The sequence below is a fragment of the Brevibacillus sp. FSL K6-0770 genome (assembly GCF_038000275.1).
Classification (GTDB): Bacteria; Bacillota; Bacilli; order Brevibacillales; family Brevibacillaceae; genus Brevibacillus; species Brevibacillus parabrevis.
In genome coordinates this window covers 1,286,704-1,310,038 of sequence record NZ_JBBOBQ010000001.1, presented here as the reverse complement: position 1 = coordinate 1,310,038, position 23,335 = coordinate 1,286,704, and the positions used below count along the sequence as shown (strand labels likewise).

Annotated in this window: 21 protein-coding genes; 2 read left to right on the top strand and 19 right to left on the bottom strand. The window is 53.2% G+C overall.

From position 1 onward, the window contains the following. Nucleotides 1-11: 11 nt before the first annotated feature. From NST23_RS06585 to NST23_RS06550, 8 genes are all read right to left on the bottom strand, one after another. Complete coding sequence (locus tag NST23_RS06585) at nt 12-1,373, bottom strand: nucleotide sugar dehydrogenase (protein WP_309538944.1); 1,362 nt, start codon at nt 1,371-1,373, stop codon at nt 12-14. A 22-nt stretch (nt 1,374-1,395) separates the two neighbouring features. After that, nucleotides 1,396-2,187, bottom strand: a complete 792-nt coding sequence (locus NST23_RS06580; protein WP_122962883.1) for a response regulator transcription factor — start codon at nt 2,185-2,187, stop codon at nt 1,396-1,398. 2 nt (nt 2,188-2,189) lie between these two features. Further along, nucleotides 2,190-3,626, bottom strand: coding sequence for a glycosyltransferase family 2 protein (locus NST23_RS06575; protein ID WP_122962882.1), 1,437 nt, complete (start codon nt 3,624-3,626; stop codon nt 2,190-2,192). Nucleotides 3,627-3,643: 17 nt separating this feature from the next. Continuing rightward, on the bottom strand, nt 3,644-4,831 hold the full coding sequence (locus tag NST23_RS06570; RefSeq protein ID WP_309538942.1) for a HEAT repeat domain-containing protein: 1,188 nt from the start codon (nt 4,829-4,831) through the stop codon (nt 3,644-3,646). Nucleotides 4,832-4,855: 24 nt separating this feature from the next. Beyond that, complete coding sequence (locus tag NST23_RS06565) at nt 4,856-7,090, bottom strand: hypothetical protein (protein ID WP_340963356.1); 2,235 nt, start codon at nt 7,088-7,090, stop codon at nt 4,856-4,858. Between the two features lie 512 nt (nt 7,091-7,602). Further along, nucleotides 7,603-8,157, bottom strand: a complete 555-nt coding sequence (locus tag NST23_RS06560; protein WP_173596084.1) for a peroxiredoxin — start codon at nt 8,155-8,157, stop codon at nt 7,603-7,605. A 72-nt stretch (nt 8,158-8,229) separates the two neighbouring features. Continuing rightward, nucleotides 8,230-8,478, bottom strand: a complete 249-nt coding sequence (locus NST23_RS06555; protein WP_122962878.1) for a glutaredoxin family protein — start codon at nt 8,476-8,478, stop codon at nt 8,230-8,232. A gap of 28 nt (nt 8,479-8,506) precedes the next feature. Continuing rightward, on the bottom strand, nt 8,507-9,430 hold the full coding sequence (locus NST23_RS06550) for an NAD(P)/FAD-dependent oxidoreductase (protein ID WP_340963353.1): 924 nt from the start codon (nt 9,428-9,430) through the stop codon (nt 8,507-8,509). Nucleotides 9,431-9,786: 356 nt separating this feature from the next. Between NST23_RS06550 and nhaC the strand changes: the two genes are divergently transcribed. Then, on the top strand, nt 9,787-11,139 hold the full coding sequence (nhaC, locus tag NST23_RS06545; RefSeq protein ID WP_173596083.1) for a Na+/H+ antiporter NhaC: 1,353 nt from the start codon (nt 9,787-9,789) through the stop codon (nt 11,137-11,139). On the opposite strand, the gene NST23_RS06540 is transcribed toward nhaC, so the two are convergent. The 10 genes from NST23_RS06540 to NST23_RS06495 form a co-directional block, all read right to left on the bottom strand. Next, nucleotides 11,136-12,350 carry a sensor domain-containing diguanylate cyclase gene (locus NST23_RS06540; RefSeq protein ID WP_122962876.1) on the bottom strand — a complete coding sequence of 405 codons (1,215 nt, stop codon included), beginning with the start codon at nt 12,348-12,350 and terminating at the stop codon, nt 11,136-11,138. The two genes, nhaC and NST23_RS06540, sit on opposite strands and share 4 nt — an antisense overlap. Before the next feature lie 27 nt (nt 12,351-12,377). Beyond that, a complete protein-coding gene (locus NST23_RS06535) occupies nt 12,378-12,704 on the bottom strand; it encodes a DUF3870 domain-containing protein (RefSeq protein ID WP_063229137.1) in 327 nt (108 codons plus the stop codon). A 33-nt stretch (nt 12,705-12,737) separates the two neighbouring features. After that, the gene (locus NST23_RS06530) at nt 12,738-14,150 is read right to left on the bottom strand and encodes a PAS domain-containing sensor histidine kinase (protein WP_173596082.1); all 1,413 of its coding nucleotides are present in this window, start codon (nt 14,148-14,150) and stop codon (nt 12,738-12,740) included. Nucleotides 14,151-14,297: 147 nt separating this feature from the next. Then, the gene (murQ, locus tag NST23_RS06525) at nt 14,298-15,200 is read right to left on the bottom strand and encodes an N-acetylmuramic acid 6-phosphate etherase (protein ID WP_122962874.1); all 903 of its coding nucleotides are present in this window, start codon (nt 15,198-15,200) and stop codon (nt 14,298-14,300) included. Nucleotides 15,201-15,208: 8 nt separating this feature from the next. Continuing rightward, nucleotides 15,209-16,183: an N-acetylglucosamine kinase gene (locus NST23_RS06520; RefSeq protein ID WP_309538940.1), complete on the bottom strand. Its 975-nt coding sequence runs from the start codon at nt 16,181-16,183 to the stop codon at nt 15,209-15,211. Beyond that, the gene (locus NST23_RS06515; RefSeq protein ID WP_122962872.1) at nt 16,170-16,994 is read right to left on the bottom strand and encodes a carbohydrate ABC transporter permease; all 825 of its coding nucleotides are present in this window, start codon (nt 16,992-16,994) and stop codon (nt 16,170-16,172) included. Before NST23_RS06515 ends, NST23_RS06520 begins: the two co-directional genes overlap by 14 nt. A gap of 44 nt (nt 16,995-17,038) precedes the next feature. Then, nucleotides 17,039-17,971: a carbohydrate ABC transporter permease gene (locus NST23_RS06510; protein ID WP_122962871.1), complete on the bottom strand. Its 933-nt coding sequence runs from the start codon at nt 17,969-17,971 to the stop codon at nt 17,039-17,041. Between the two features lie 84 nt (nt 17,972-18,055). Continuing rightward, nucleotides 18,056-19,354 carry an ABC transporter substrate-binding protein gene (locus NST23_RS06505; protein WP_173596080.1) on the bottom strand — a complete coding sequence of 433 codons (1,299 nt, stop codon included), beginning with the start codon at nt 19,352-19,354 and terminating at the stop codon, nt 18,056-18,058. Nucleotides 19,355-19,414: 60 nt separating this feature from the next. Continuing rightward, nucleotides 19,415-20,452 carry a serine hydrolase domain-containing protein gene (locus NST23_RS06500; protein WP_287102523.1) on the bottom strand — a complete coding sequence of 346 codons (1,038 nt, stop codon included), beginning with the start codon at nt 20,450-20,452 and terminating at the stop codon, nt 19,415-19,417. A 20-nt stretch (nt 20,453-20,472) separates the two neighbouring features. Further along, a complete protein-coding gene (locus tag NST23_RS06495) occupies nt 20,473-21,330 on the bottom strand; it encodes a MurR/RpiR family transcriptional regulator (protein WP_122963250.1) in 858 nt (285 codons plus the stop codon). Between the two features lie 215 nt (nt 21,331-21,545). On the opposite strand from NST23_RS06495, the gene NST23_RS06490 reads away from it, so the two are divergent. Then, on the top strand, nt 21,546-22,844 hold the full coding sequence (locus tag NST23_RS06490) for an amidohydrolase (protein WP_340963350.1): 1,299 nt from the start codon (nt 21,546-21,548) through the stop codon (nt 22,842-22,844). A 19-nt stretch (nt 22,845-22,863) separates the two neighbouring features. Here the strand turns inward: NST23_RS06490 and NST23_RS06485 are convergent, their stop codons facing one another. Continuing rightward, nucleotides 22,864-23,322, bottom strand: a complete 459-nt coding sequence (locus tag NST23_RS06485; RefSeq protein ID WP_122962867.1) for a TspO/MBR family protein — start codon at nt 23,320-23,322, stop codon at nt 22,864-22,866. Nucleotides 23,323-23,335: the final 13 nt, after the last annotated feature.

Here is a 23,335-nt window from a genome sequence, read left to right as displayed (position 1 = left end):
CCCGGCGCTGTTTACGCCAGCAAGCTTACAATCTGTTTTTCCTCCTGGATCGCTACCGAGGTGCCGATGCGATACACATTCGGATTCTTGATTCCGTCGAAGGCATTGCGTGTATCGATAATCGCGATGCCCAAATCAGCCAGCTCCTGATAGTCAAAGCATTTGTGGTTGGTGATGAGCACCATGCAATCGTACGTTTTGAACAAGTCGTAGTCATTATTAATAGAAGAAACAACTTGCCCCTTTTTGTCGAGGAAGCTTTGCGCGTACGGATCGAAATAGTCCACCTGCGCACCGCTCTTTTTGAACAACTCGTAAATTTCCAGGCCCGGGGACTCGCGCAGATCGTCGATATCCGGCTTGTAGGCCATGCCCAAAATGAGGATGCGCGAGCTGTTGATCGCCTTGGCGTAAATGTTCAGCACTTGTGCCGTCTTGTTCAGCACGTAGTCTGGCATATTGTCGTTGATCGATTGGGCAATTTCGATGAACTGGCTGTGGAAGCGATAGCCTTTTGCTTTCCAAGACAGATACATCGGATCGAGCGGTATGCAATGCCCACCGATCCCAGGTCCCGGATAAAACGGCATGAACCCGAATGGCTTGGTCGATGCGGCCTTGATTACCTCCCAGACGTTGATGCCCATTCTGTCGCACATCATCGCCATTTCATTCATGAACGCGATGTTGACGCTGCGAAACGTGTTTTCCAAAAGCTTGGACATTTCCGCCACTTTTGGCGAGGAGACCGGAACCACTGTTTTCACCAGGTTGCCGTACAACAGCGTTCCCAGCTCGATGCAACGATCCGTTGTCCCTCCGATAATTTTCGGCGTGTTGTACGTGTTGAACTTGCGATTGCCCGGATCGACCCGCTCCGGCGAGTAGCAAAGGAAAAAGTCGACACCTGTGACATAGCCGAGCTTCTCCAGCTCGCGCCCGATCAGCTCGTCGGTCGTTCCCGGATACGTCGTGCTCTCCAGAGTGATGAGCAGCCCTTGTCGCATGTACGTTTTAATTTGTTCCACGACATTCGTGATGTAGGACGTGTCCGGGTCCTGATTCGGACTGAGCGGCGTCGGAACGCAAATGCTGATCGCGTCCAGCTCCCCGATGACGCGATATTCGCTCGTTGGCAAAAAGCGCTCGGTTGCCAGGCACTCCTGCAACGTTTCATTGGCGATGTCCTGGACGTAGGACTGTCCGTTTTTCAAGCTCTCGATTTTTCCCTCGTGCAAATCAATTCCTACTACGGTGTACCCGCTTTTCACAATTTCCACTGCGAGGGGCAGCCCGACGTAGCCAAGTCCAATTACGCCGATTCTCGCTGTTTTGTCGGCAATTTTTTTCTGTAGCTCCTCGTATCTAGTCATCCCGGTTTCTCTCCCTTTTTCTTTATGAAATCAAGCGCTTGACTCTGGCTTCCAGCTCTACTGGCGAAAATGGCTTCGTCATGTAGTCGGACGCCCCGAGGGCAAACGATTTTTGCACGTCTTCTTCCAGCTTTTTGTCCGTCAGCACCATGATTTTGCTCATCGCTTCCTGACCGAGATGGCGAATTTTTTCCATCAGCTGGTAGCCGTTTAATACTGGCAAATTCAGATCGGTAATGACGAGATCAAAAGCGGCCTGGCGCAGCTTTTCCACGCCGTCTCCTCCATCGTGGGCGACCGTGATCTGGTAGCCTTTGCGCTGCAAATAGATGCGCAAAAACTCGTTGACCGTCTCATCCGGATTGACGAGCAAGATGCTCGCCTGCTCCTGCTGTCTCTGATTGCCGTGCTGCTCGTATACGCTGATGCTGCCCGGCTCGCTCTGCTCCTTCATTTCCTGGATCATTCGCATCAGCATTTGCGCTGTGGAACGGGAGCTTTCCGGGAAGCTGGCGATGTACATGCCGCCTGTCAGCAGCTTGCGCGAGAGCATGTAATCCCTGATTTGCAGGGCGTAAAAATGGGTATCTGCCAGTTTCTTCTGTTCCAGCAAAATACCGAGAATTTGCTTGTTTTTGTCGTATGCGGCATGCAACGTAAGCCCGTCTTTTAGCTGTGCCTCCATGTCCCGTTTGACCAGCTCCAGCGACTCCGCCGAAACGTTTTTGCAAGCAGCCAAAATGACGCCGCACGCCACGCTTCGCTCTTCCATTTTGCTCAGAAGCTCATAAAAAGCAGGTACGAGATTACTCATGATCAAGCCTCCAGACTGGAAATGTTTTTATTGCTTTTCGACTGCCAGCTCGTCCGGGTCATCGTTCCCCACGAATTGTTGTTCCGCAAATATTCAATGTGTCCGAGGAATCTCCAGATGACGCCGATTTGCCGATAGCCGAAAAACATGAGAATGGTATAGAAAAGCATTTTGACGATGTCCTGAAAACGGGGATAGCGTCGAAATGCGATTTCCTCTAGCAACAGGGACCCGATGCCGAGCAGTACGCCGTACAGCACGTTGAGCAAGCCGTAAATCAGAAGAACGTGGCTGTTCGTCATGTCCAAAAGCGTATAGCCGATCAGCGCCAGCAGTCCCGTAATGCGAAAATACGGATTCAATGTCTCAAACAAAATGTTGAAAGGCAGCGTTAGCATCCCGAACAGCTTGTATTTCGGGCGCAGTACCATATGCTTGCCGTATTCGATCATGTTTTTCAGGTTGCCTCGCCCCCAGCGGCGGCGCTGACTGCCCAAAATTTTCAACGAGTCGGGCGCTTGCGTCCAGCAGACGGCGTCCGGGCAAAACGCTACCCGGTACGGCAGCTTGTTTTCTAGCATGTATTTGTGCAGCTTGATGATGATGTTCATGTCCTCGCCCGGATAACCCTCGCGATAGCCGCCGACTTTGACCACGTAGTCTTTGCGGAAGACGCCGAACGCCCCCGAGACGATGATCAGGCCGTTGATCGCGCTCCAGCCGATGCGTCCGCCGAGAAACGCCTTCAAGTATTCCACCGACTGCATCATCGGCAAAAATTTGTCCGGCAGGCGAATTTCTTTGACCACGCCGTTCTCGATTTTGCAGCCGTTGGCAATCCGGATGTCGCCGCCGATCGCCACGGTTTCCTCGGGGTTTTCCATGTACACCTTGGCAATGCGAATGAGCGCATCTTTTTCCAGCAACGAGTCGGCATCAATCGAAGCGATCAGCGGATAGTGCGACAAATTGATTCCGGCGTTCAGCGAGTCCGCTTTGCCCCCGTTTTCTTTGTCGATCAAGTACAAGTTGGGGAAATCCGGGTTGTGGTAAATGCCCCTGACCTGTGAAGTGTGCAGCAGCGGCTGAACTGGCAAATGTTTGGATATCGTCAAGGAAAACTCTTGGATCAACACTTGCAAAGTATCATCCTTGGAGCCGTCATTGACCACGATCACCTCATACCGCGGATAGTTCAGCGCAAGCAGCGATCGCACATTCTCAATGATTGTCAGCTCTTCGTTATAGGCAGGCACGAGAATCGAAATCGGCGGTACGTGCTCCGAGCCGGACAATGCCTGGAAGCGCGAATAAATCGAGCTTTTCAAAATCCCCATGATGCTTTTGAACGAAAACAGCATGATGATGAAATACAAGGAATTGATCGCCATGACGTAGTAGATGGCAAACATTCCGTAGTACAGCAAAAACTCTCTCATGCGGGCCTCCTTTCTGCTTATCCTTCCATCGCCTGAACGGTGGAAATGGTTTTTTTGCACGACTTGCGGTACAAATGCAGCTTTTCATTGTAATCCAACAGCTTTTCTGTGCTTGGCTCGCCACCGAGGCTGCGCTCTGCTTTTTCCAGCTCTTCCTGGATGATTTGCTGAGCCATCTCGCTTTTCGGATTGCTGCCCTCTTCCCGCAATATGTCGCACAGAGCCGAAAAGCCTTTTGCTTGCAGCTGCGTCAAGCTGCGGGCGCTGTGATGCCGCACCCACCAGTTGGCATCGCCAACCGCTTTTTTCAGGGCGGGTACGTAGTCTGCAAGCTGCATCGCCCCAATAGCTTTGACGATCAATGCGCGTATTTCCCAGTCTTTGTGGTTCAAAAAGTCTTTGATCGTCTGGTCGTTCAAATAACGGATATCGCGGCACATGAGCTTCACGGCCTTGATCCGCACCTCTTTGTCAGAAGAGAGCGCCAACCTGGACAATCCCGGCTCCAGTTCAGGCTGAGCGTGTACGGCGAAGCCGATCAACCCGATTTTGACCAATTCCGGATTTTTGTCGCGGATCCATTCGGTATAAAACGAAGTCGTGTCCAGCTGCGAGTCGCTGATCATGTCGACGATGAGCTGGTGAACGTTCTTTTTCATCCGCACGACATACTCCGCCATCTGCCGCAGGTCTTCCGCATCTCGGGCGCATTTGGCAATCGCCCTGGCAAAGATGAACAGGCTCGGATCGTTTGCCCCGCTTTTTTGCAACAGAACGAGCAAATCAGGCGCTGCCTGGCCGGATCGCATGACCCCCAAATTGTAGGCGGCGTCGACTCGCGTCCATTTCCAGCCGCTCCGCAGCCGTTCGAGATCGTGTGCAACGAGTCCCATATCTTCGCAGAGCTGGATCAATTTCTGCCTGTGGACGCCCGTAAAGCGTTCCATCAGTTCAAACAGCTTTTTTTGAATGAGCTGCTTTTCCTTTTGCGTCACCTCGCCGTAGGGCACCTTCAGGCGTTCTTCCTCTTCGCCGTAAGCCTGCAAGTAGACGAAGTAATCGCGGTATTTTTCTTCGCACATGCGTGCCTGCTTCTCTGCCGATAAATTTCGCAGCTTCAGTGCGAACAAGGCAAGCAATCCCAGCACGGTAATCCCGCTTAGCGCGTACACAAAAACAATTGCTGTCGCCAAAGGTGTTTGCACATTTGCCACTCTCCTGTCCAACGTTTAAGGTTGAGCTTTGTCTGTCACGGGAGCCTGTATCTGTTTCCATGCTTTTTGGATGATCGAATAGCTTTGCTTTTTCCGCTCGTGGTAACCGACCTGCTCCCAGGCTGGCCAGGAGTAGATCGGAAGCTGCGACACCGGATAAGGGGAAGGCAGCTCGTTTTTCCCGACAATGCTTTGCGTCGAGCGCTCGACGAGAATGGGCAAAAGCCGGATTCCTTTGCTCGTCTCTGATGAAAAGCTTTTGCCAGCATCCTTGTAGCTCATGACCGCAAGCGAACTCGGATCGGTGAATCCAAGCAGCATCCACGGCACTCTCAGCTCTACCACATCGCCTTTTGCCTGCCAGGCCGTCCGCGAGTCGTACTGCGGGTCCTGGGCATCGATCGTTCCCCGCAAAAGCTTCCCGACCAGCACTTCTTCCAGCGGATGGTACGTCTTGCTGTCGGGCGGCTCCATCTCCAGTCCCACGGCGAGTTTCCACGGCTTGAATACACCGGAATCGTCGCGCAGCTCCTCTTCCTTCACTTCAAGCATCCCGTACCGTTTCCCGTAAAGCCGCGTGTGGAAGTCGTAGTTCGCCGCAATCTGAATCTGGCTCTCCTCGGCTTTGCCCAGCTCGATCAGCGTCTCCCATCCTTCGTCCAGCGTAAGTCCGGGCAGTTGTGCCGTGTGCTTGTTGCCTCCCAGAATCGTATCGACACCGAAATACAGCTTTGCTTTTTCCGGGTCAAAAGGGTGCGCAAGCTTCGCCAGCATATACACATAGCCTTCGTCGTGCGTCATCCAGATTTCGTCGATACCGGGAACACGGATGTCGAGCTTCTGCTTCTCCTCCGGTTTGAGCTGATCCCAGTCGGAACGATCGCCATCCATGACGAGCACGCCTTCTTTGTTCGGATACATCCCCAGGACGCCGAACAACGACTCGTTGGTCAGGACGTTGAGCCAAAAGGAACGGCGATCTTCCGGCAGTTCGAAGCGCATCGTGTTCCACGTTTTTTTGAACCATTCATCCTGCCAGACGAACAGGATGCCGCCCGCGTATCCTTCCTGATGAATTTCGCGCATGAGCGCCGCGTCGATCTCGCCTTGCTGCCGCTCGGAGTGCCCGCCCTGATTGCGTCCGAGATTGCCCAGGTGAGCGATTCCGACTGACGCCGGGACACCGAACTCCGTAACCATGACTGGCATGTTTTTGTGATGCGCCTTCAATTGCCGCAAATACGCCTTGTACGTGTCGATTTGCCCTGCGTCGTTTTTCACTTGTTGCAGGGCCGGATCGTAACGGAACAAATCCGGATAGTACGGATAGACGTGGTAGGACGCGAAGTAGCCCGCCTCCCATTTCACTGGCTGAATATGCATAGGGTCCACACTGACCAAATCTTCGTGATGCAACGGTTCTCCCGGATGCGACAGCGGATCGGTCGTCACCCAGTTGGTAAACGTCATCGGGTGCTGCCAGCCGTACTTGCTTTCTTCTGTTGCGACCGTATCGACCATTTCGGCGATCCAGGTCTCAAAAGCGGTAGCATCCGCCGTGGCGTTAAAATGCTTCCCCTGATACGGCGGCAGCTTCTGGTGCAAACGGTTTGTGTTTTGCACCATGACCGGGTCCCACTCCGTTCCGGTGTGCCAGCCAATCAAGTATTTGCCTGCATTCGCCGCATATTTGCCGCTCGCCTTGCCTGACTTCTCCGGCAGAGTGACCTCGCCGTAAACAGCCCCGACCGCGTCCTTGATCTCTTGGCGAAACTGCTCGCGAATCTCTGGCAAATACGCGTCTTTTTTCTCGATCAACAACTCCTCCGGACTCCAGATGCCCTGCATCAAATAGAGCGGTGATCCTGCCTTGCTGCGATTGAACTCAACGAGCGCCTCATAAAAAGCAGGCGGGTGAATCGTGTATACGCGGATGACATTCGCGCCCATCTCGTCGATCATTGCGAACCAGCGCAAGTAGTCTTCTTTTTGAATGGGCAGCTCTCCGGGATAATGTCCTGGCAGCGACGCCCCCAGATTGACGCCTTTTGCAAAGAACGGCTGCCATTTTTCCGCTTGGAATACCTGGAGCTGATCGCCTTCTGTGCGAAACTTGATTTGGATGCCAGACGTCGTCTCCATGCTCTCGACCCGGTCTGCGTCCCAGAACCACCACACCGCGCTTACGCCTATCACCATCAGGGCCATGAGACTCGCCCAACGCTTGCGTCTATTCTTTTTTGGTTCCAATTCCCGTCAACCTCCGATAAGCTGCCGCTGCCGCGAGCGGCTGCCGGCTCTCTCGCCCAACATCACTGTCATTGTAAACATAGGGGGCAAACGGTTCCCATAGACGAAATTCACTAATGTCTCTTTTGCCTATTTGTCATGAAAATGTAATGCAAAAGCATATTCGCCCCCATCGGCCTACTTTTTTTGGTGCGAAGTCCTGCAACCCGACCGTCCATCTGACCCATATTTTTCTGACAATTAGGTATATGTGCTTGAAGTTTTCCATTTGGGAAAGGCAGGAAAAATAGTAGGTTGCTACTATTTGGAAATGACTGATTTTTGCCGATATCGTCTGATCTTTACATAAAAATTACAGGAGAAAAGTTGTAAAAGCCGTTTCGAATCGGCGAATAGCCCTACTCTTCTGTTTTTCGTGGTAAGGAAGACTGCAAAAAAAGAGGCAATCGCCGCCTTACCAGGACGGTTAGATTGCCTCTTTTTTCACGCTTATGCTGTTTGGCCAGACGAAATTACAAAGTTTTCATGCCAGGCTTCCAGTTTGCAGGGCACAGTCCGCCTGCCTGGAGAGCTTGCAGCACGCGAGTTGTTTCGTCGACGCTGCGGCCTACGTTCATGTCTGTAACGACTTGATAGCGCAAGATTCCTTCCGGGTCGATAATGAACAGTCCGCGGTGAGCTGCGCCTGTTTCTTCATCCAGTACGCCGTACGCACGCGCTGTGTCTTTGTTGAAGTCGCTCGCTATCGGGAAGTTGACTGGACCGATTCCGTTTTGGTCGCGCGGCGTTTTGATCCATGCGCGGTGAGTGTGTACGCTGTCTGTGGACACGCCGAGCACTTCGCAATCGAGATCCTCAAATTCTTCCATGTTGTCGCTGAAGGAAGTGACTTCGGTAGGGCAAACGAAGGTGAAGTCGAACGGCCAGAAGAAGAGAATCAGCCATTTGCCTTTGTAATCAGCCAGCGTCACGCGCTCTTCCAATGTCTCCAAGTTTTTCGTGGAGAGCATGTTGAAGTCTGGTGCCGGTTTTCCTACTTGCAGTTGTACAGTTTGTTGCGTTGTCATCATCAATCGCTCCTTTTCCTGTTGCGCTTTTTATAGTCAGTGGGCGTAAGTGATCGAAACAGCGGCGATGAATTACTGTGCAGTCTCTTCCAGAGCTGCCAGCGCTTTTTTGATGCGGGTCGGGTTGAAGCCGAGGATTTGCTTTTCACCGATGACCGTCAAAGGTACGGACATCACGCCGAGACGGTTCAGTTCTTGGGCAAATTCTTCTTTTTCGTCAATGTTGCGCTCTTCAAAAGCGATGTTTTGTTCGGTCAAATATGTTTTCAGTTGTTTGCAGAAGCTGCAGTTTGTGCTGGAGTATACGATTGCTTGTGCCATGAGAAAATCTCTCCTTTATAGTCGTCGATTATTTGTATTGGGGAACCACTTTGGAACGTTTGTTGATGTACTTGTCGACAGCCATCGCCGCAATCGCTCCGTCCGCCGCAGCCACGACAGCTTGCTTGACCGGAGTTTTGCGAACCTCTCCTGCTCCGAACACGCCCGGAACAGAAGACTGCATGTATTCGTCGAGGATCATGAAGCCTTCCTCGTCGAGCGGAACCTGTCCGTCCAGAAAATCCGTCCCGGGCTTGCTGCCGGACAAAAAGACGAACACACCGTCTACCGCAAGCAGCTCTTCGTTGCCTTCCGCTGTGCGGACGCGCAAGCCTTCTACTGCCTTTTCACCGACAATCTCCAAAGGTCGGGAGCGGAAAAAGATTTCCGTATTAGGCAGCTCAGGCACCTCTTCGACTCCTTGCAGGTCGCCACGCGGTACGAGGAAAGTAATTTTATCTGCAAATTTGGTCAGCGCATGCGCTTCTTCCAACGCTTCCTCCGAATCGCCGATCACAGCGACATGCTTTCCTTCATAAAAAGCGCCGTCGCATGTCGCACATGTGCTGACACCGCGACCGAGCAGCGCCTCTTCGCCTGGCAGCATCCGGTTGCGGCCTTTGGAGCCGGTAGCGACGATGACAGCCTTCGCTTCAAAAGTGCCATGCGCTGTGAAGATGCTTTTCACTTCGTCTTCTACATCGACAGCGGAAATCGTCGTCTGGATAAATTCAGCGCCGAAGCTCTCTGCCTGTCTGCGCATTTTATCCAGCAGTTCTTTTCCGGTCATTTCGCCTTCTACACCAGGGTAGTTGGCGATTTTATGTGTCAGGGCAAGCGCACCTGTGCCGGGTGCCTTGTCGATTACGAGTGTTTTCAAATTTCCCCGGGCTGTGTATATGGCAGCGGATGTGCCAGCCGGACCGCCACCAATGATGATGACATCATACATGTATGGCTCCCCCTTTCTCGCATCCAAATTATAATTATTATCAACTAGGAACATTTCTCATTTTACTAGATATAAAGTAAAAGTCAATATCTTTTTGTAATCATTTTAAATAAGCTTTTTCCCATGGAGCGATATGCCAGCCAGGCTTATGATCGCAAGAAATGTGCTACTACTCCGTATTATTTTGCGATTCCGAATTTATTTGAACGCGTTGACGAAGCTGGGCATTCAGGATAAAGTCAGCCTATCGCTTGAACGCACAAAAGCAAAAAAGCCAAAAAGCGACAAAGCACAAAAGTGGAAAGCTGTGCAGCTTGTCCGCTTTTGCTTGCCAGTCTTTGCAAGGAGTTGCCATCATGAACAAAACTATTTCCTTTTCCCAAAGTCTCTGGGTGCTCTTGATCATATTCGGCATCCTGTTTCCCGCCTTATTCTGGGGGAAAGTAGAACCACACATGCCGCTTTTTGCCGCCACGATTGCGGCAGCCACTCTGCTGCGCCTGTTCGGCGTGCCTTGGAAGCAGATGGAGGAAGGCTTGGTCAAAGGCATTCAAACCGCGATCGCCCCGATGCTGATTTTGTGCCTGATCGGCATTTTGATCGGCGTCTGGATGATGAGCGGAACCGTGCCGATGATCCTGCACCTCGGCATTTCCCTGATTTCGCCGGAATATTTTACGATCAGCGCCCTCTTTTTGACTGTGATTGTCTCGACTGTCACTGGTAGCTCGTTTACGACGATCAGCACGATCGGCGTGGCGATGATGGGTGTCTCCACTGCGCTTGGACTTGATCCGTTGATGACCGCCGGAGCGATTATTTGCGGAGCCTGTTTTGGGGACAAGATGTCTCCCCTGTCGGACACGACCAACTTTGCTGCGGCTATCGCCAATGTCTCGCTGATGAATCACGTCAAATTCATGTCGCATACCGCGATTCCGGCGCTGGCGATTACTGCGATTTTCTTCGTCGTTCAAGGGCAGTCCGCGAACGTGAGCCTCGATGCCATCCAAGCGATCCAGTTGTCTTTGGAACAAAACTTTTCGCTTGGCATAGCGACTTTGTTGCCTGCTGCCGTCGTGCTCGTCTGCTCTGCCCTGCGCAAGCCGATCCTCCCGACGCTCGTCTTCGGGATTTTGAGCGGAATCGCCACAGCTGCCCTGATGCAAGGTGTTCATTCCCCTGTCGAATGGATGAACGTCATGCAAAACGGCTTCGCCAGCGAGATCGCCAACGAAGCCGTTGCTTCTATCGTAAACCGGGGAGGGCTGTTGTCCATGACCTGGTCCCTCGCCTTGATTTTGATTGCCCTGTCTCTCGGCGGCATCCTGCAATACAGCGGTGTGTTCCACGCCTTGTTCGCAGGCATGATCAAACGGATCAAAAAAGCGGCAGGCATGGTCGGACTGGCCGGATCGTCTTCCATCCTCGTCAATGTGCTGACAGGGGAGCAATACTTGTCGATCCTGCTGCCGGGACAAATGTTCCGCGATGCGTTTGCCGAGCAAGGAATCGAGGGCCGACGTCTTTCCCGCACATTGGAAGACTGCGGTACATTGGTTAACCCGCTCATCCCCTGGGGCGTCAGCGGAGCCTTTTTCACCTCTACGTTGCACGTAGCGACGATCGATTACTTGCCGTATGTGATCTACCTGTGGATTTCGCCGCTGCTCACTTTCCTTTTTGCCCTGCGACAGCCGAAAGCCTAGCCTGTCGCATACACGGTCGTACAGTTTTTGCCTCTGCGCTTGGAGCGGTACAGTGCCTCATCGGCTGCCCGCTTCAAGCCGTCCGCCGTGTTGCTGTCGTCCGGAAACCGGGCGATGCCGACACTGACCCCGATTGGAATACAGCAATTGTCCTGAAGCAAGGGATGCAAACGCAAAAAGTCGCGAATCGCCCTCACCTTTTCTTCCGCCTCTTTCATGCTCGCCTGTGGACACAGCAGCATAAACTCGTCTCCTGCATAACGATAGGCGTTCTCTTTTTTGTCCGCCACCGTCCGCATCGCTTGGGCAATTCTGCGGATCAGCTCATCCCCGGCATGATGCCCGTACAGATCGTTCACCGATTTCAGGCTGTCCGAATCGAGCATGATCAAGGCAACCGCCGAATCCTCTTCTCCCAGCAACTGCTCCAAATCGCGGTGAAACGCCCGGTAGTTGGCAAGCCCGGTCAATTCATCCTGAAAAGACATTTGGTACATGCGATCGTACAGACGCGCCGTCTCAATCGCGCTCGCCACCTGGAAGCCGATCATTTTCAAAAGCTCCTCGTGCTCTTTTTTATAGGCAAATTCGAGATACGACTGGGCCGAGATCACGCCTTTGATTTGATTCCCCAGCATCAAGGGAACGAAAATACAAGTGTTGGTGTCGATCTCCGGGCTGCCCCAGCGGATCATTTCCGGCTCGCTCGGCTCTCCCTTCATCGTTCGGATGTGGATCGTTTGCTTCGTCTCGATCACTCTGGAGATGAGCGCCTGTCCGTACGGAATGACAAGCGGCCCGTAATTGACACCGTCGTCGATGCTGATCGGAATCCTGATCTCACTGTCGCCCTCGTCAAAAAACGCAATGAAAAACGCATCTGTGCGCATCACGCGCGAAACCAGCTCGAACGCTTTCCACAAAATCTTGTCCTCTTCAAACGTCTTCGCAAAAATGTGGCTCAAGTCGTGCAAAATCTTCATGTGCTCCGACATCCACATCATTTCGGACACTTTGTCGCGCAAGGCGCTGATTTTGCCCAGCAGCTCCTTGTGCAGTTGTCCGACATCTGCGGAAAATACTTCGTCTATCTCGACAGCGACTGCCTCGATTTCCTGCGGATCTACTGATTCCACACGGCTGAGCCAGTCGCTGTAACGCTCCAACAACTGCTTTGCATACGCTTCTTTTACGGCGTGGTCTTCATGCATGAACAACCCTCCGACTATTGGGTAGTCTTACGATTTTTTCTCATGATATCGATCGACAGCTGCACGAATTGCCTGCAAAACAGCTCCCTGGCCGGGGGCGAGGAAACGCTCCTGAATCGTCTGCGTAATTTCCTGCATCCCTGCTGCCACAGACTTGCCCACGAGCAAACTGACCAAAAACTCACTGGTCTTGTCCATCACAAAAGTAAAGCTGGCATCGCATATCACACCGTCATCCGCGTCGATGATGAGCACACAGCCGACCATCGTCGACACCTCGTACAGTGTCGTCCCTTTGGGAATTTGGGCAAACCCCGCTGTCAGCACCGTATTTCTGTTTTTCCAGTCAGCCATTTGCTTGTCCTCCCCTTCGCCGCTCGCGCCCTGTTAACTGATAATGGGCAAACATACCTCTACCGTCGTACCTCTGCCCTGGGTGCTCATGAGCCGTAATGTCCCGCGATGGTTTTCGATGATTCTGCGGCTGACCATCAATCCCAGTCCGGTTCCTGACTCTTTGGTCGTGAAAAACGCCTCGCCCAGACGAGCAAGCTGCTCCTCGGGTATCCCTACTCCATTGTCCTCAAAACGGATGACGACCTTGTCCCTCTCGCACCACAGCCGGATGACGATTTCTCCGCTGCCGGATGTGGCTTCGATCCCGTTTTTCAAAAAGTTGATGAATGCCTGCTTCAGCTGGTTCTCATCGCAATGCACCATCGGCAGCGGCGACTCCATGACCATGCGAATCGTCACTTTTTGCAGGATCGCTTCCGTTTCCAAAAGCGTCACGACGTGGTTCATCAAGTTGGTCAAGTCCCGTACCTCGAAGGCGGAAGCGTGCGGTTTGGCCAGCACCAGCAGCTCGCTGACGATCAACTCAATCCGGGCCAGCTCCGAGCTCATGATGGAAAAATACTCCTGCTTTCTCATGCCATCTTCTTGCATCAGTTGCACAAAGCCTTTCAAGGAAGTCAGCGGATTGCGAATCTCATGAGCGATCCCGGCAGCCAATTGCCCAACCAATGCCAGTTTTTCCGAGTTTTGCAAAAATTCATGCGCTCTTTTCCGCTCGGTCATATCGCGAATGAGTATGTATTTGCACAGCTTGTCCTGAATCATGACAGATGTTCCGCAGACCTCGACTTCAATGCGCGCCCCGTCCAGCCGGATCAGCTCGGCCTCGATCGGAGCCGCTGTCTCTCCCCACTCCAGCCGCTTTTGCAACTCGCGAATCAACGGCATGTCTCGCGGATGAAAAAAGGATGTGAAAGGATACGGCAACAGTTCCTCGAAACGCTGTGCCCCGATGAGCCTGATGCCAGACTGGTTGACATAGCGCAGCACGCCCTTTTCATAGACAAAAGCCGCTTCCAGAGACAGGTCCAGTATTTTGCACTGTTTGACCTCGCTGGCCTCTGCCATGGCTTGCGACATCTTTTGCACCATCGCGTAGTATCCGATCGTTGTCCCTTCGGAAAAAAACTCGCCATATGTAATATGTACGTGAACAGGCGGGCCATTCTTGCGGGAAAAATAGGTACAAAACGGCTTCGGCTCCCCTTTTACCGCGCACTGCGTTTGCAGACGCACTCTTTCCTGTTCTTCTGCAACTGCCAGCTTCCAGAACGGGTCGCCTTCCCACTCGTCTGCTGAAAAGCCTGTCAGTGCTTCGCAAGCCGGATTTCCCTTGCAAACGCTTCCTGATTGATCTAGCAAAAAAGCGGCTTGCACCATTTGATCAAAGAAGGAGCGATAGAGAAGACTGCTCCTGCATTCATTATCTACCAAGTCTTTCATTGTGCCCCTCCCCTCCTGGGACGAGAAAACGGCTACTCCACTCCGGAAATAGCCTAACCGTTCTCAAATGCTATTCATACCCAATTTTACCCTATTCCCTGGGTCGTTTCCAACCCTTGGGTTTGCGAAATGCACATAAATCTTCTTTTATATAAGTTCGATTGCTTCTCTGACCTTGTGGCCGACACGCGCCAGACGCTCTTGTGCTGCCTTGGCTGCCAGTCCTGTTTTCTGCATCACAATCGCCACTTTCACATCGCCCGCCGCTTCCGCAAGCAGTCGGTCGGCAACCGCGTACGAGACACCCGTCGCCTGCATCACAATATGTTTGGCCCGCTCGCGCAGCTTCTGGTTGGTCGCCTGGACGTTGACCATCAAATTTTGGTAGACCTTGCCCAGCTTCACCATGCTGGCTGTCGTCAGCATGTTCAGCACCATCTTCGTCGCGCTGCCCGCCTTGAGCCTTGTCGAGCCTGTCACCACTTCCGGGCCGACTGCGAGATTGATCGCAATATCCGCGCTTTTGCCAATATCCGGGTCAGAGTTGCAGGAGAGCGAAATCGTTCCCGCCTGCCGCGTCTTTGCTTCCTGAAGCGCGCCCCATACGTACGGTGTCCGCCCGCTGGCGGCTATTCCGACCACGACATCTTTTTGGCTCACTCCTGCCTCCTGCACATCTTGACAGCCCAGCTCGCGGGAATCCTCGGCTCCTTCGATCGCCTCTGTCATCGCTTTGACTCCGCCCGCGATGATTCCTTGCACGACAGAAGGCTCCGTGCCAAAAGTCGGAGGGCATTCTGCCGCATCCAGAATCCCCAGCCTGCCACTCGTACCCGCCCCGAAGTAAAGCAGCCGCCCTCCGCCGGACAAGGAGCGCACGATCATGTCGACGGACTGAGCTATTTGTGGCAGCACACGCTTCACGGCCAAGGCGACCTTTTGATCTTCTTCGTTCATCAAAGTGACGATTTCCAGCGCACTCATCTGATCCAGCCGCTCGCTTGCCGCATTGCGCTTTTCGGTCTGAAGCTGATACAAGTTCTCATCCATGGTGAGGCTCACCTCTTCTCCAAGGCTGTACCGCTTTCTCGCAACTGCTCTGCCACGCTTTCGTCCACCCGGTGGCCTGCGCGGGTCATGGCTGCAACCAACGCCCCGATCACAGGCGAAACCTCAGGGATCACAACCGGAAATGAAGCTTCTGCGAGCACGCGCTGTCTGACCAGCGTGTCTTGTGCAAGCACCCCGCCAGCGAGGACAACCGGGAGCGCTTCCTGCGTCTTTTTCAAGCAAGCATGCGCCAGTTCGCACAACGCAGCCGCCGCTTCCCGGATCAGTCCGTTCGCGAGACGGTCCTTCTGCCTTGCCGCCTGCTCCACCAGCTCACTGGCTCTGGCAAGCTGCATGCGCGGGTTGTCGTCACCGTAAATGAATGCGATCAACTCTTCCTGACTGGACACATGGTAATGGGCAAGAAACAGCTCGGTTAAAACCGTCGGCTCCCCGCGCCCGTCATGTGCGCGCAAAACGGCCGCGGCCGCTTTTTTTCCCAGATCAAAGCCGCTGCCTTCATCCCCGAGCAAATAGCCCCAGCCACCTACGCGATGCCGCACTCCTTCGCTCGTCAGCGCACACGCGATCGAGCCTGTACCTGAGATAAGAACGATCCCCGGCTGCCCCCACGTCCCGGAGTAAAGCGCCGGGATCACATCGTTGTCAAAGAACAACCGCTCCTGCCACGCCTCAGCAAACGCAGCATCGATTTTTTCCCGAACAAACGGGCGATCTGCACCGCCCAGGCCGATGAACAGGCCCGAAACCTCTTCATCCCTGATCCGGGCCTCTTGGCATACGGTTGTGACGAGCTGTTTGAGCGTCGCTTCCACCTCAGCCCAAGGACGCGACAACGGATTGGAAGAATCGCCTGTCGCGATCGTCTGCACCTGACCTCGCTCATCGCAAATCGCCGCTTTTGTCTTTGTTCCCCCTCCATCTATCCCGATAAACCATTTTTTTTCGTCATTTGACAGCACCTGCGGTCAACCCCTCCATGAACTGCTTCGACGCCAGCAAAAATACGACGATCATCGGCAAAGCAGACAATGTCAATCCGGCAAAAAGCAGACTCCAATCTGTTTCGTATTCTCCGAACAAAACCATCATGCCCACCGGAATCGTCTTCAGCGCTTCTTCCTGAATGAAAATCAGCGGGAAAAAGAAGTCGTTCCAGGCGTGGATGAAATTAATGATCACAACGGTCGCAAGCGCTGGCCGGATCAACGGCAAAAGCACCCGCCAAAACACTTGAAGATGATTGCAGCCATCGATTCGCGCCGCTTCCTCCAGTTCCACAGGCAAGGTCCGGAAAAACCCTGTCAAAATAAACACGGAAATGGGAATCCCGCTTGCTGTGTAGATGAGAATCAGCGACCAGAGCGAATTTAACAGCCCGATATTTTTCATCAGCAAAAACAACGGCACAATCCCCAGTTTAATCGGAATCATCAGCCCGATAATGAAAAAGAAATAGAGCGCCCCCGTCCATTTGTAGGAAAAGCGGGACAAGTAAAAGGCCGCCATCGCGGAAAAAACGGTGATGAGCAGGACCGACATGCCACTGACGAAAACACTGTTCAGCAAAAAGTCGGCAAAAGGCACGGCTTCCCACAGCTTTTTATACGTATCCAGACTGAAAGAGTTGGGAAGAGACAGAGGACTTGAAAATATTTCCAAGTTCGTTTTCAAGGAAGAAAGAATCATCAGGACGATCGGATACAGCGACAGTAATGCAAACACATACGCGGCGACATACGAGATCGCCTTGCTGCCCACGTTCGTTTTCACCCGCATCCCTCCCTTCACGTTCCATTTGCCACACGCCTGATCGCTCAATGCTGGACTTCACGCTTGCGCATCAAGTAGAGCGAGACGGCCGATACGGATGCGACGATGAAAAACAGCACGACAGCCAGGGCAGAACCGAGTCCGACCGCCACGTCTCCCGCCCCGCCCGCGCTGGAAAACGCCAATCGGTAAAAATAGACGGCAAGCGTATCCGTCGACCGAAACGGCTCGCCCATCGAGCCTTGCATCGCATACACCAGCTCAAAAGCTTCAAACGCCTGGATAAAGGTGAAAATGGTCATAATCGTAATCGCAGGCATGCACAACGGCAGGATGATTTTCCACAACAGCCGGAAGCCCGTAGCGCCATCCAGCCTGGCTGCCTCAATCAGCTCCTCCGGGATCGCCTGAAGCCCCGCCAAAAATATGAGCATGGCAAAGCCGATGCCGAACCAGCAGTTGATCAAAATGATCGCGAGCAGCGCCGTATCCGGGTCGCCCAACCACGGTTTGGCCCATTGTTGCAGCCCGATTTCTGTCAGCAGCGTATTCAACGCGCCATAATTCGGATTCAAAATCAATTTCCATAAAAACCCAATCACAATAACGGACAGAAGTCTCGGCATGAAGTACGCCATCTTGAGAAAAGCCGCGCCGCGAATTTTGCGGTAGATGAGAAAAGCCAGGCCAAAGGCGATGCCGTTTTGCACGATCATCTCGATGACAAAATAGTAGACGTTGTGCCCGAAAGCATTCCAGAACATTTCATGAAACGGCTCCACTGTAAACAACGTGACGAAATTTTTCAGCCCGACAAATACTCCGCGCTTGATCCCATCCCAATCGTACAAGCTATACAAAAAGGCGCTCACAATCGGGTACAGGACAAACAGCGTGTAAATGATCAGCGCGGGCAAAGGAAACAGGTGGATCAACCAGCGAGCCCGCCCCTTCGGTTGAATCGTGTGCCTGTTCATCGTACCGATGTTCTCCACCCCCTTAACAAATCAACAGGCGGGAGTTTTGCCCTGCCTTTGCCTCCCGCCTGTTGTCATCACGGCCTACTTTTTAAATGGAGGGAACCAGGTAGCGGCTGACTTTTGAATTTCCTCTGCAACCTGTTCCGGTGTGAGCTTGCCCAAATACATGCCTTGCAGTGCATTTTCCAGCGCTTGCTTCGTCGTCGGTTTGCCCTCGGCAAAATGAACGACCATCAAATACGGTGTCGAGCTGGATTGGGACAGCTCCGCCATTTTGTTCACCAACGGATCATCAGTCGACACGCCCGGCACTGCACTGATCCGCTTGAATTGGTTGGCAAACAGCTCCCCGAATTTTTTCGTCGCCATAAACTCCATGAACTTCAACGCTTCCGGCTTATGCTTCGACTTGGCGTTCACCGCATAAGAGCCGTCTACCCAAGTCGTAATGACTGCTTTTTGATCGTTGGTCGGCATCGGGAAGAAATCGAGCTGCAAGTCAGGGTTGAGCTTTTTCAGTCCTTCCAGCTCAAAGCTGCCATTGATGAACATCGCCGCTTTTTCTGTCGCAAACAGCGTGCGCATATCATTCAACTCAAGCCCAACATAATTTTCCGGGAAATAAGGGATGAGTTCCTGCATTCGTGAAATGGATTGGAGAAACTCGGGACTTTGCAAATTGCTCTCGCCTTTTAGCAGCTTGTCGATGTAACTGCTGCCGCTGTAGCTCGCTGGCGCAATGACGCCGTGACTCAAGGAGAGCAGCCAGCCTTCTTTTGCTCCAAACGAAATCGGAACGATTCCTTTTTCCTTCAACGTTTTGGCCGTTGCAATCAGTTCATCCCAGCTTTTCGGTTCCTTCAGGCCGTTTTGCTCGAAAATTTTCTTGTTGTAGAAAAATTGCGTGGAGTTCAGGGAGAGTGGGACGCCGTAGACTTTGCCGTCTTTGCCTGTCGCTGCTGCGAGGACGTCTTTGGGGAAAGCCGAGATGCCTGCGATGTTGTCCAGCGGTTCCAAATACCCTGCTTCCGCAAGCGAAATGCCCGGGGCGTATGGCCGCAACTGGAGAATGTCCGGCCCGCTGTCGCTTTGCAGCGCTGTGTTGAGAATCGTGTTGTACTCCGTCGCTTTGAACGGCTTGAAGTCGATCTTGATATTCGGATTTTCGGCCTCGAATGCTTGGATAATCGCCTTGTAGCCTTCCGTGTCCTCGACGCGCCAGCTATGCATGGACAGCGTCACTTGCTGTCCGCTCCCTTCACTTGCGCCTGGCTGAGTGCCTGGCGCGGCTTTCTCCCCTCCTTGCGAGCTGCAACCGACAAGCGCCATGGCTGCAATCAAACAGACAGATGCCACCTTGTGAAGACGGAACTGCTTCATCCGCAAACCCTCCCCCTTTTTCTTCGAACCGATCCTTCCTGCTGCTCTCGCTTTATCCAGTCAGACCGTTTGCAAAGCGGTCGTGACAGCGTCATGCAGAATAGGCCGCAGTTGCCTAAGCTGATGATTGCGCCCGAGGTGAACGGCATTGGTGAGGAAAATGACAGCAAGCTCGCGTACCGGATCGAGCCAGATGCTTGTTCCGGTAAAGCCTGTATGTCCGTAGCTGGTAGAGTGAAAATTTTGGCCGCAACTGAGCAACGTTCCTGTCTGATTCAGCTCCCAGCCGTAACCGCGACTGCCATTGGCGTGCGCCGTATGGTTGCGGACAGCCTCATCGCGCCACTGCTTTGCCAGCAAGGGAGGGTCGGCGTACAGCCAGCTTTTGGCGTACAGGCACAAGTCGTCAGCCGTCGAAAACAATCCGGCATGGCCTGCGACGCCTCCCATGGCGAATGCTTTTTCATCGTGCACTTCCCCGCAGATGTACGCGTCTGTGAGCGAACAATACTCTGTTTGCGCAATATTCGGAAAACATCTGGCACTTGGACGGAAACAGGTGCGTTCCATTTTCAAAGGAGCAAATACGCGCTGCGTGACAAACTCATCCAGTGGCTTCTCTGCCAGTTTTTCAATGAGCAAACCGAGCCAGATCATGCCGAGATCGCTGTAAACGACCTGCTCGCCTGGCTTGTAAAGCAACGGCTGGCGATACAAAAGCCCCGGCAGGTCAATGTCGCTGTTCCTTGTGCGCACCTCCAGATCAGCGGGCAAACCGGATGTGTGCGTGAGCAATTGCCCAATCGTAATCTCAGCCTTATCTGCTGGACAATCCGCAAAAAAGGCGCCAATCCGCTCATCGGCCGCAAGCTTTCCGTCCTGCATCAAGAGCAGCACGGCGGGCAATGTCGCCGTCACCTTCGTCAGGGACGCCAAATCGAATAACGTGTCTTTTGTAATCGGTTGGCCGCAAGCTACACTCGTGGCGCCAACATCGAGAGAAAAGCAGGTCCGCCCTTCCCGTACGATGCGCAGGGCGGCTCCCGGCAACAATTTCTCGTCGATCCAGCTTTGCAACAATGTTTCGATCGCCTTCATGCTTTCCCCTCCTTCCGCTGTCAATTGGATGAACGCTTCGTACGGCTGACAGCCAGCCTGGTTTTTTCCAGCAATGGTATGACCTCTTCCTGCTTTCTGCTGACCATGGTCATGAACAAAATATCGATGACATTCAACTGTGCGATGCGTGATGCCATCGCTCCGCTGCGAATGCTTTTTTCGACCGAACTGGTAAAGAGCCGAATGTGGGCCAGCTCCGCTACGGGAGAAGGGCCGAACTTGGTCAGCGTAATGACGGTAGCCCCTTGCTGTCTCGCTTCCGTCAGCGACTGAATGATGTCTTCTGTCTGCCCGGAATAAGAGATGCCGATCACTACATCGTTTGGCGTCAAATTGACTGCCGATGTCAATTGGGCGTGAAAATCGGAGTACGCCTCGCACCACAGATTGATCCGGCAAAATTTTTGCTTGATGTCATCGGCAATGACGGCGGAAGCTCCCACGCCGTATACATCTATTTTTCTCGCTGTAGACAGCGCTTCGACCGCTCGCTTCACTTCCTCGCTTGATAAAACCGAGAGAGTGTCCTGGATCGACTGGATGTTGTTCCAGCTGACCGCCTGCATGATCGATTCTACCGAGCCTTCCATCATGATTTCCTGATAGCTCGTGGGAGTCGTCTGCTTGTTCAGATCGCCCGCGATTCGCAGCTTCAACTCCTGATAGCCTTTCATATTGAGCGAGCGAGCCAGACGAATGATCGTCGCCTCGGACACTCCGCTCAGCTCCGCCAGTTTTTGCACCGACAGCTTCACCACGTCTTCCGGGTGAGCTACTATATACTCTGCCACCTTGCGTTCGGATGGTTTCAACTCATCCAAAATCGCCTGCAAGCTGACAAGTCCTCCGTTTAACATATGCGCCACCGCTTTCTTCCTCCGAATCTTACTTCCATTTTATGTAGCATTATTTCCTGCGTCAATTGTTATCTAATAAACAATATTACAGAAACCTGCAAATCAGCACTGCTTTTCCGCCCGATGCTGTTTTTTCACGGCAAATCATCCTTGACTCTGCCGTGGCGTGAAGCTTTACGCTAACAACCGAACAAGATACCAAGGAGGAAGCGGAAATGAAAACATTGCTGATTAAAGGCTGCCACATCATGACGATGGTGGAAAAGGAAAAGCCGTGGATCGGAGACATTTTGATCGAGAATGGCCGGATCGTCCGGATGGCGGAAGCGATTGAGGCGAGTGCAAGCACCGGCACCGTGATCGAGGCGAAAAATAGGATAGCCATGCCAGGGCTGATCAACGCGCACAACCATGCCAGCATGTCGCTGTTGCGCGCTTTTTCCGACGACCTGAAGCTGATGGATTGGCTGGACAAAAAAATGCTGCCTGCCGAGGCGCGCATGACGCGAGAAGACGTCTACTGGGGAACGTTGCTTGGCATTGCCGAGATGATCGCATCCGGCACGACTGCTTTTGCCGACATGTACGTGCACATGGATGCTGTCGCCGAAGCGGTGCAGGACAGCGGAATCAGAGCTTCCCTGACTCGCGGGCTCGTCTTTTTGCAAGATGACGGCGGCCGCCGCATGACAGAAGCCCTCGATTTGATTGATAAATGGTCGGGTGCAGCAGACGGCCGAATCACGACCATGCTCGGGCCGCACGCGCCTTACACGTGCCCTCCGCAACCGCTGCAAGAAGTATCCGCCCTGGCCAGAAGCCGGCAAATCCCGTTGCATATTCACCTCGCGGAAACGCGCGAAGAAGTGGCCAAAATCCGCGAAAAATACAACCAGACTCCTACCGAGTATTTGCACGAGCTTGGGGTGTTCCACGACAATCACGTCCTGCTCGCCCACGCTGTCCATCTCGATCTGGAAGACATCGGACGGCTTCGCGGCATGCGCGGCGGTGTCGCGCACAATCCCGTCAGCAACCTAAAGCTCGGCTGCGGCATCGCGCCTGTGACGGAACTGCTCTCGCAAGGTGTCACAGTCGGAATGGGTACGGACGGAGCAGGAAGCGCCACAACGCTCGACATGTTTGCCGAAATCAAGGCGGCATCCTGGATGCAAAAGCTGCACTACGGCGATCCGACTGTCCTGCCTGCCGAGCAAGTTTTGCGCATGGCGACGATTGAAAGCGCCAAGCTGCTGCACATCGATCACGAAGTGGGCACACTTGAGGTCGGCAAGCGGGCTGATCTCATCCTGATCGATACGAACAAGCCGCATCTCTCTCCCCTCCACGACTTGCATTCGCTCATCGCTTACAGCGCTACCGGAGCAGATGTCGATACGACCATCGTCAACGGGGAAATACTGATGCGCAACCGCGAACTGACGCTCATTTCCTGGGAAGAAATCCAGCGGGAAGCCGCTGTGCGGGCCAAGCGACTCGTCGAAGGGCTGTAAGCCAAGCAGCGCTCAGCGCTCACAAATTCAGCACACAGAACGAAACAGCCAAGTAGATGGCAAATACGCTCCATTGCAAATACGGAATCAAGAGCGAGGAAGCGATTTTGTCCAGAGGACGGATCGCTCTGATCAGGACCCATGTCGAGTACAAAATCAGGAGCGTGTCGACAGCGGCAAGAAACGGGAGCTGCAAGCCATAGAACAAAAGCGGGAACAACTGATGAAAAAACCAGTTGATTCCATATAATAGAAGCAGCTCCCGGTTCATTTGTCTGCGCCGAACCGAAAGAACGACAGAAGCGGCGATGAGCGCATGCAAAAGAAACCAAACCGTTCCCAGCACATAGTCGGGTGGCGTTCCGTCAGGCTTGGCTAATGAAGCATACCAAGCCCCACCTACTGGAAAGGCGAAGCTCGCCAGCGAATAAAGGACAATGACAGTGAAAAATAGCAAAACATGATGCAGCGTACTCATTCAGACAACCCTC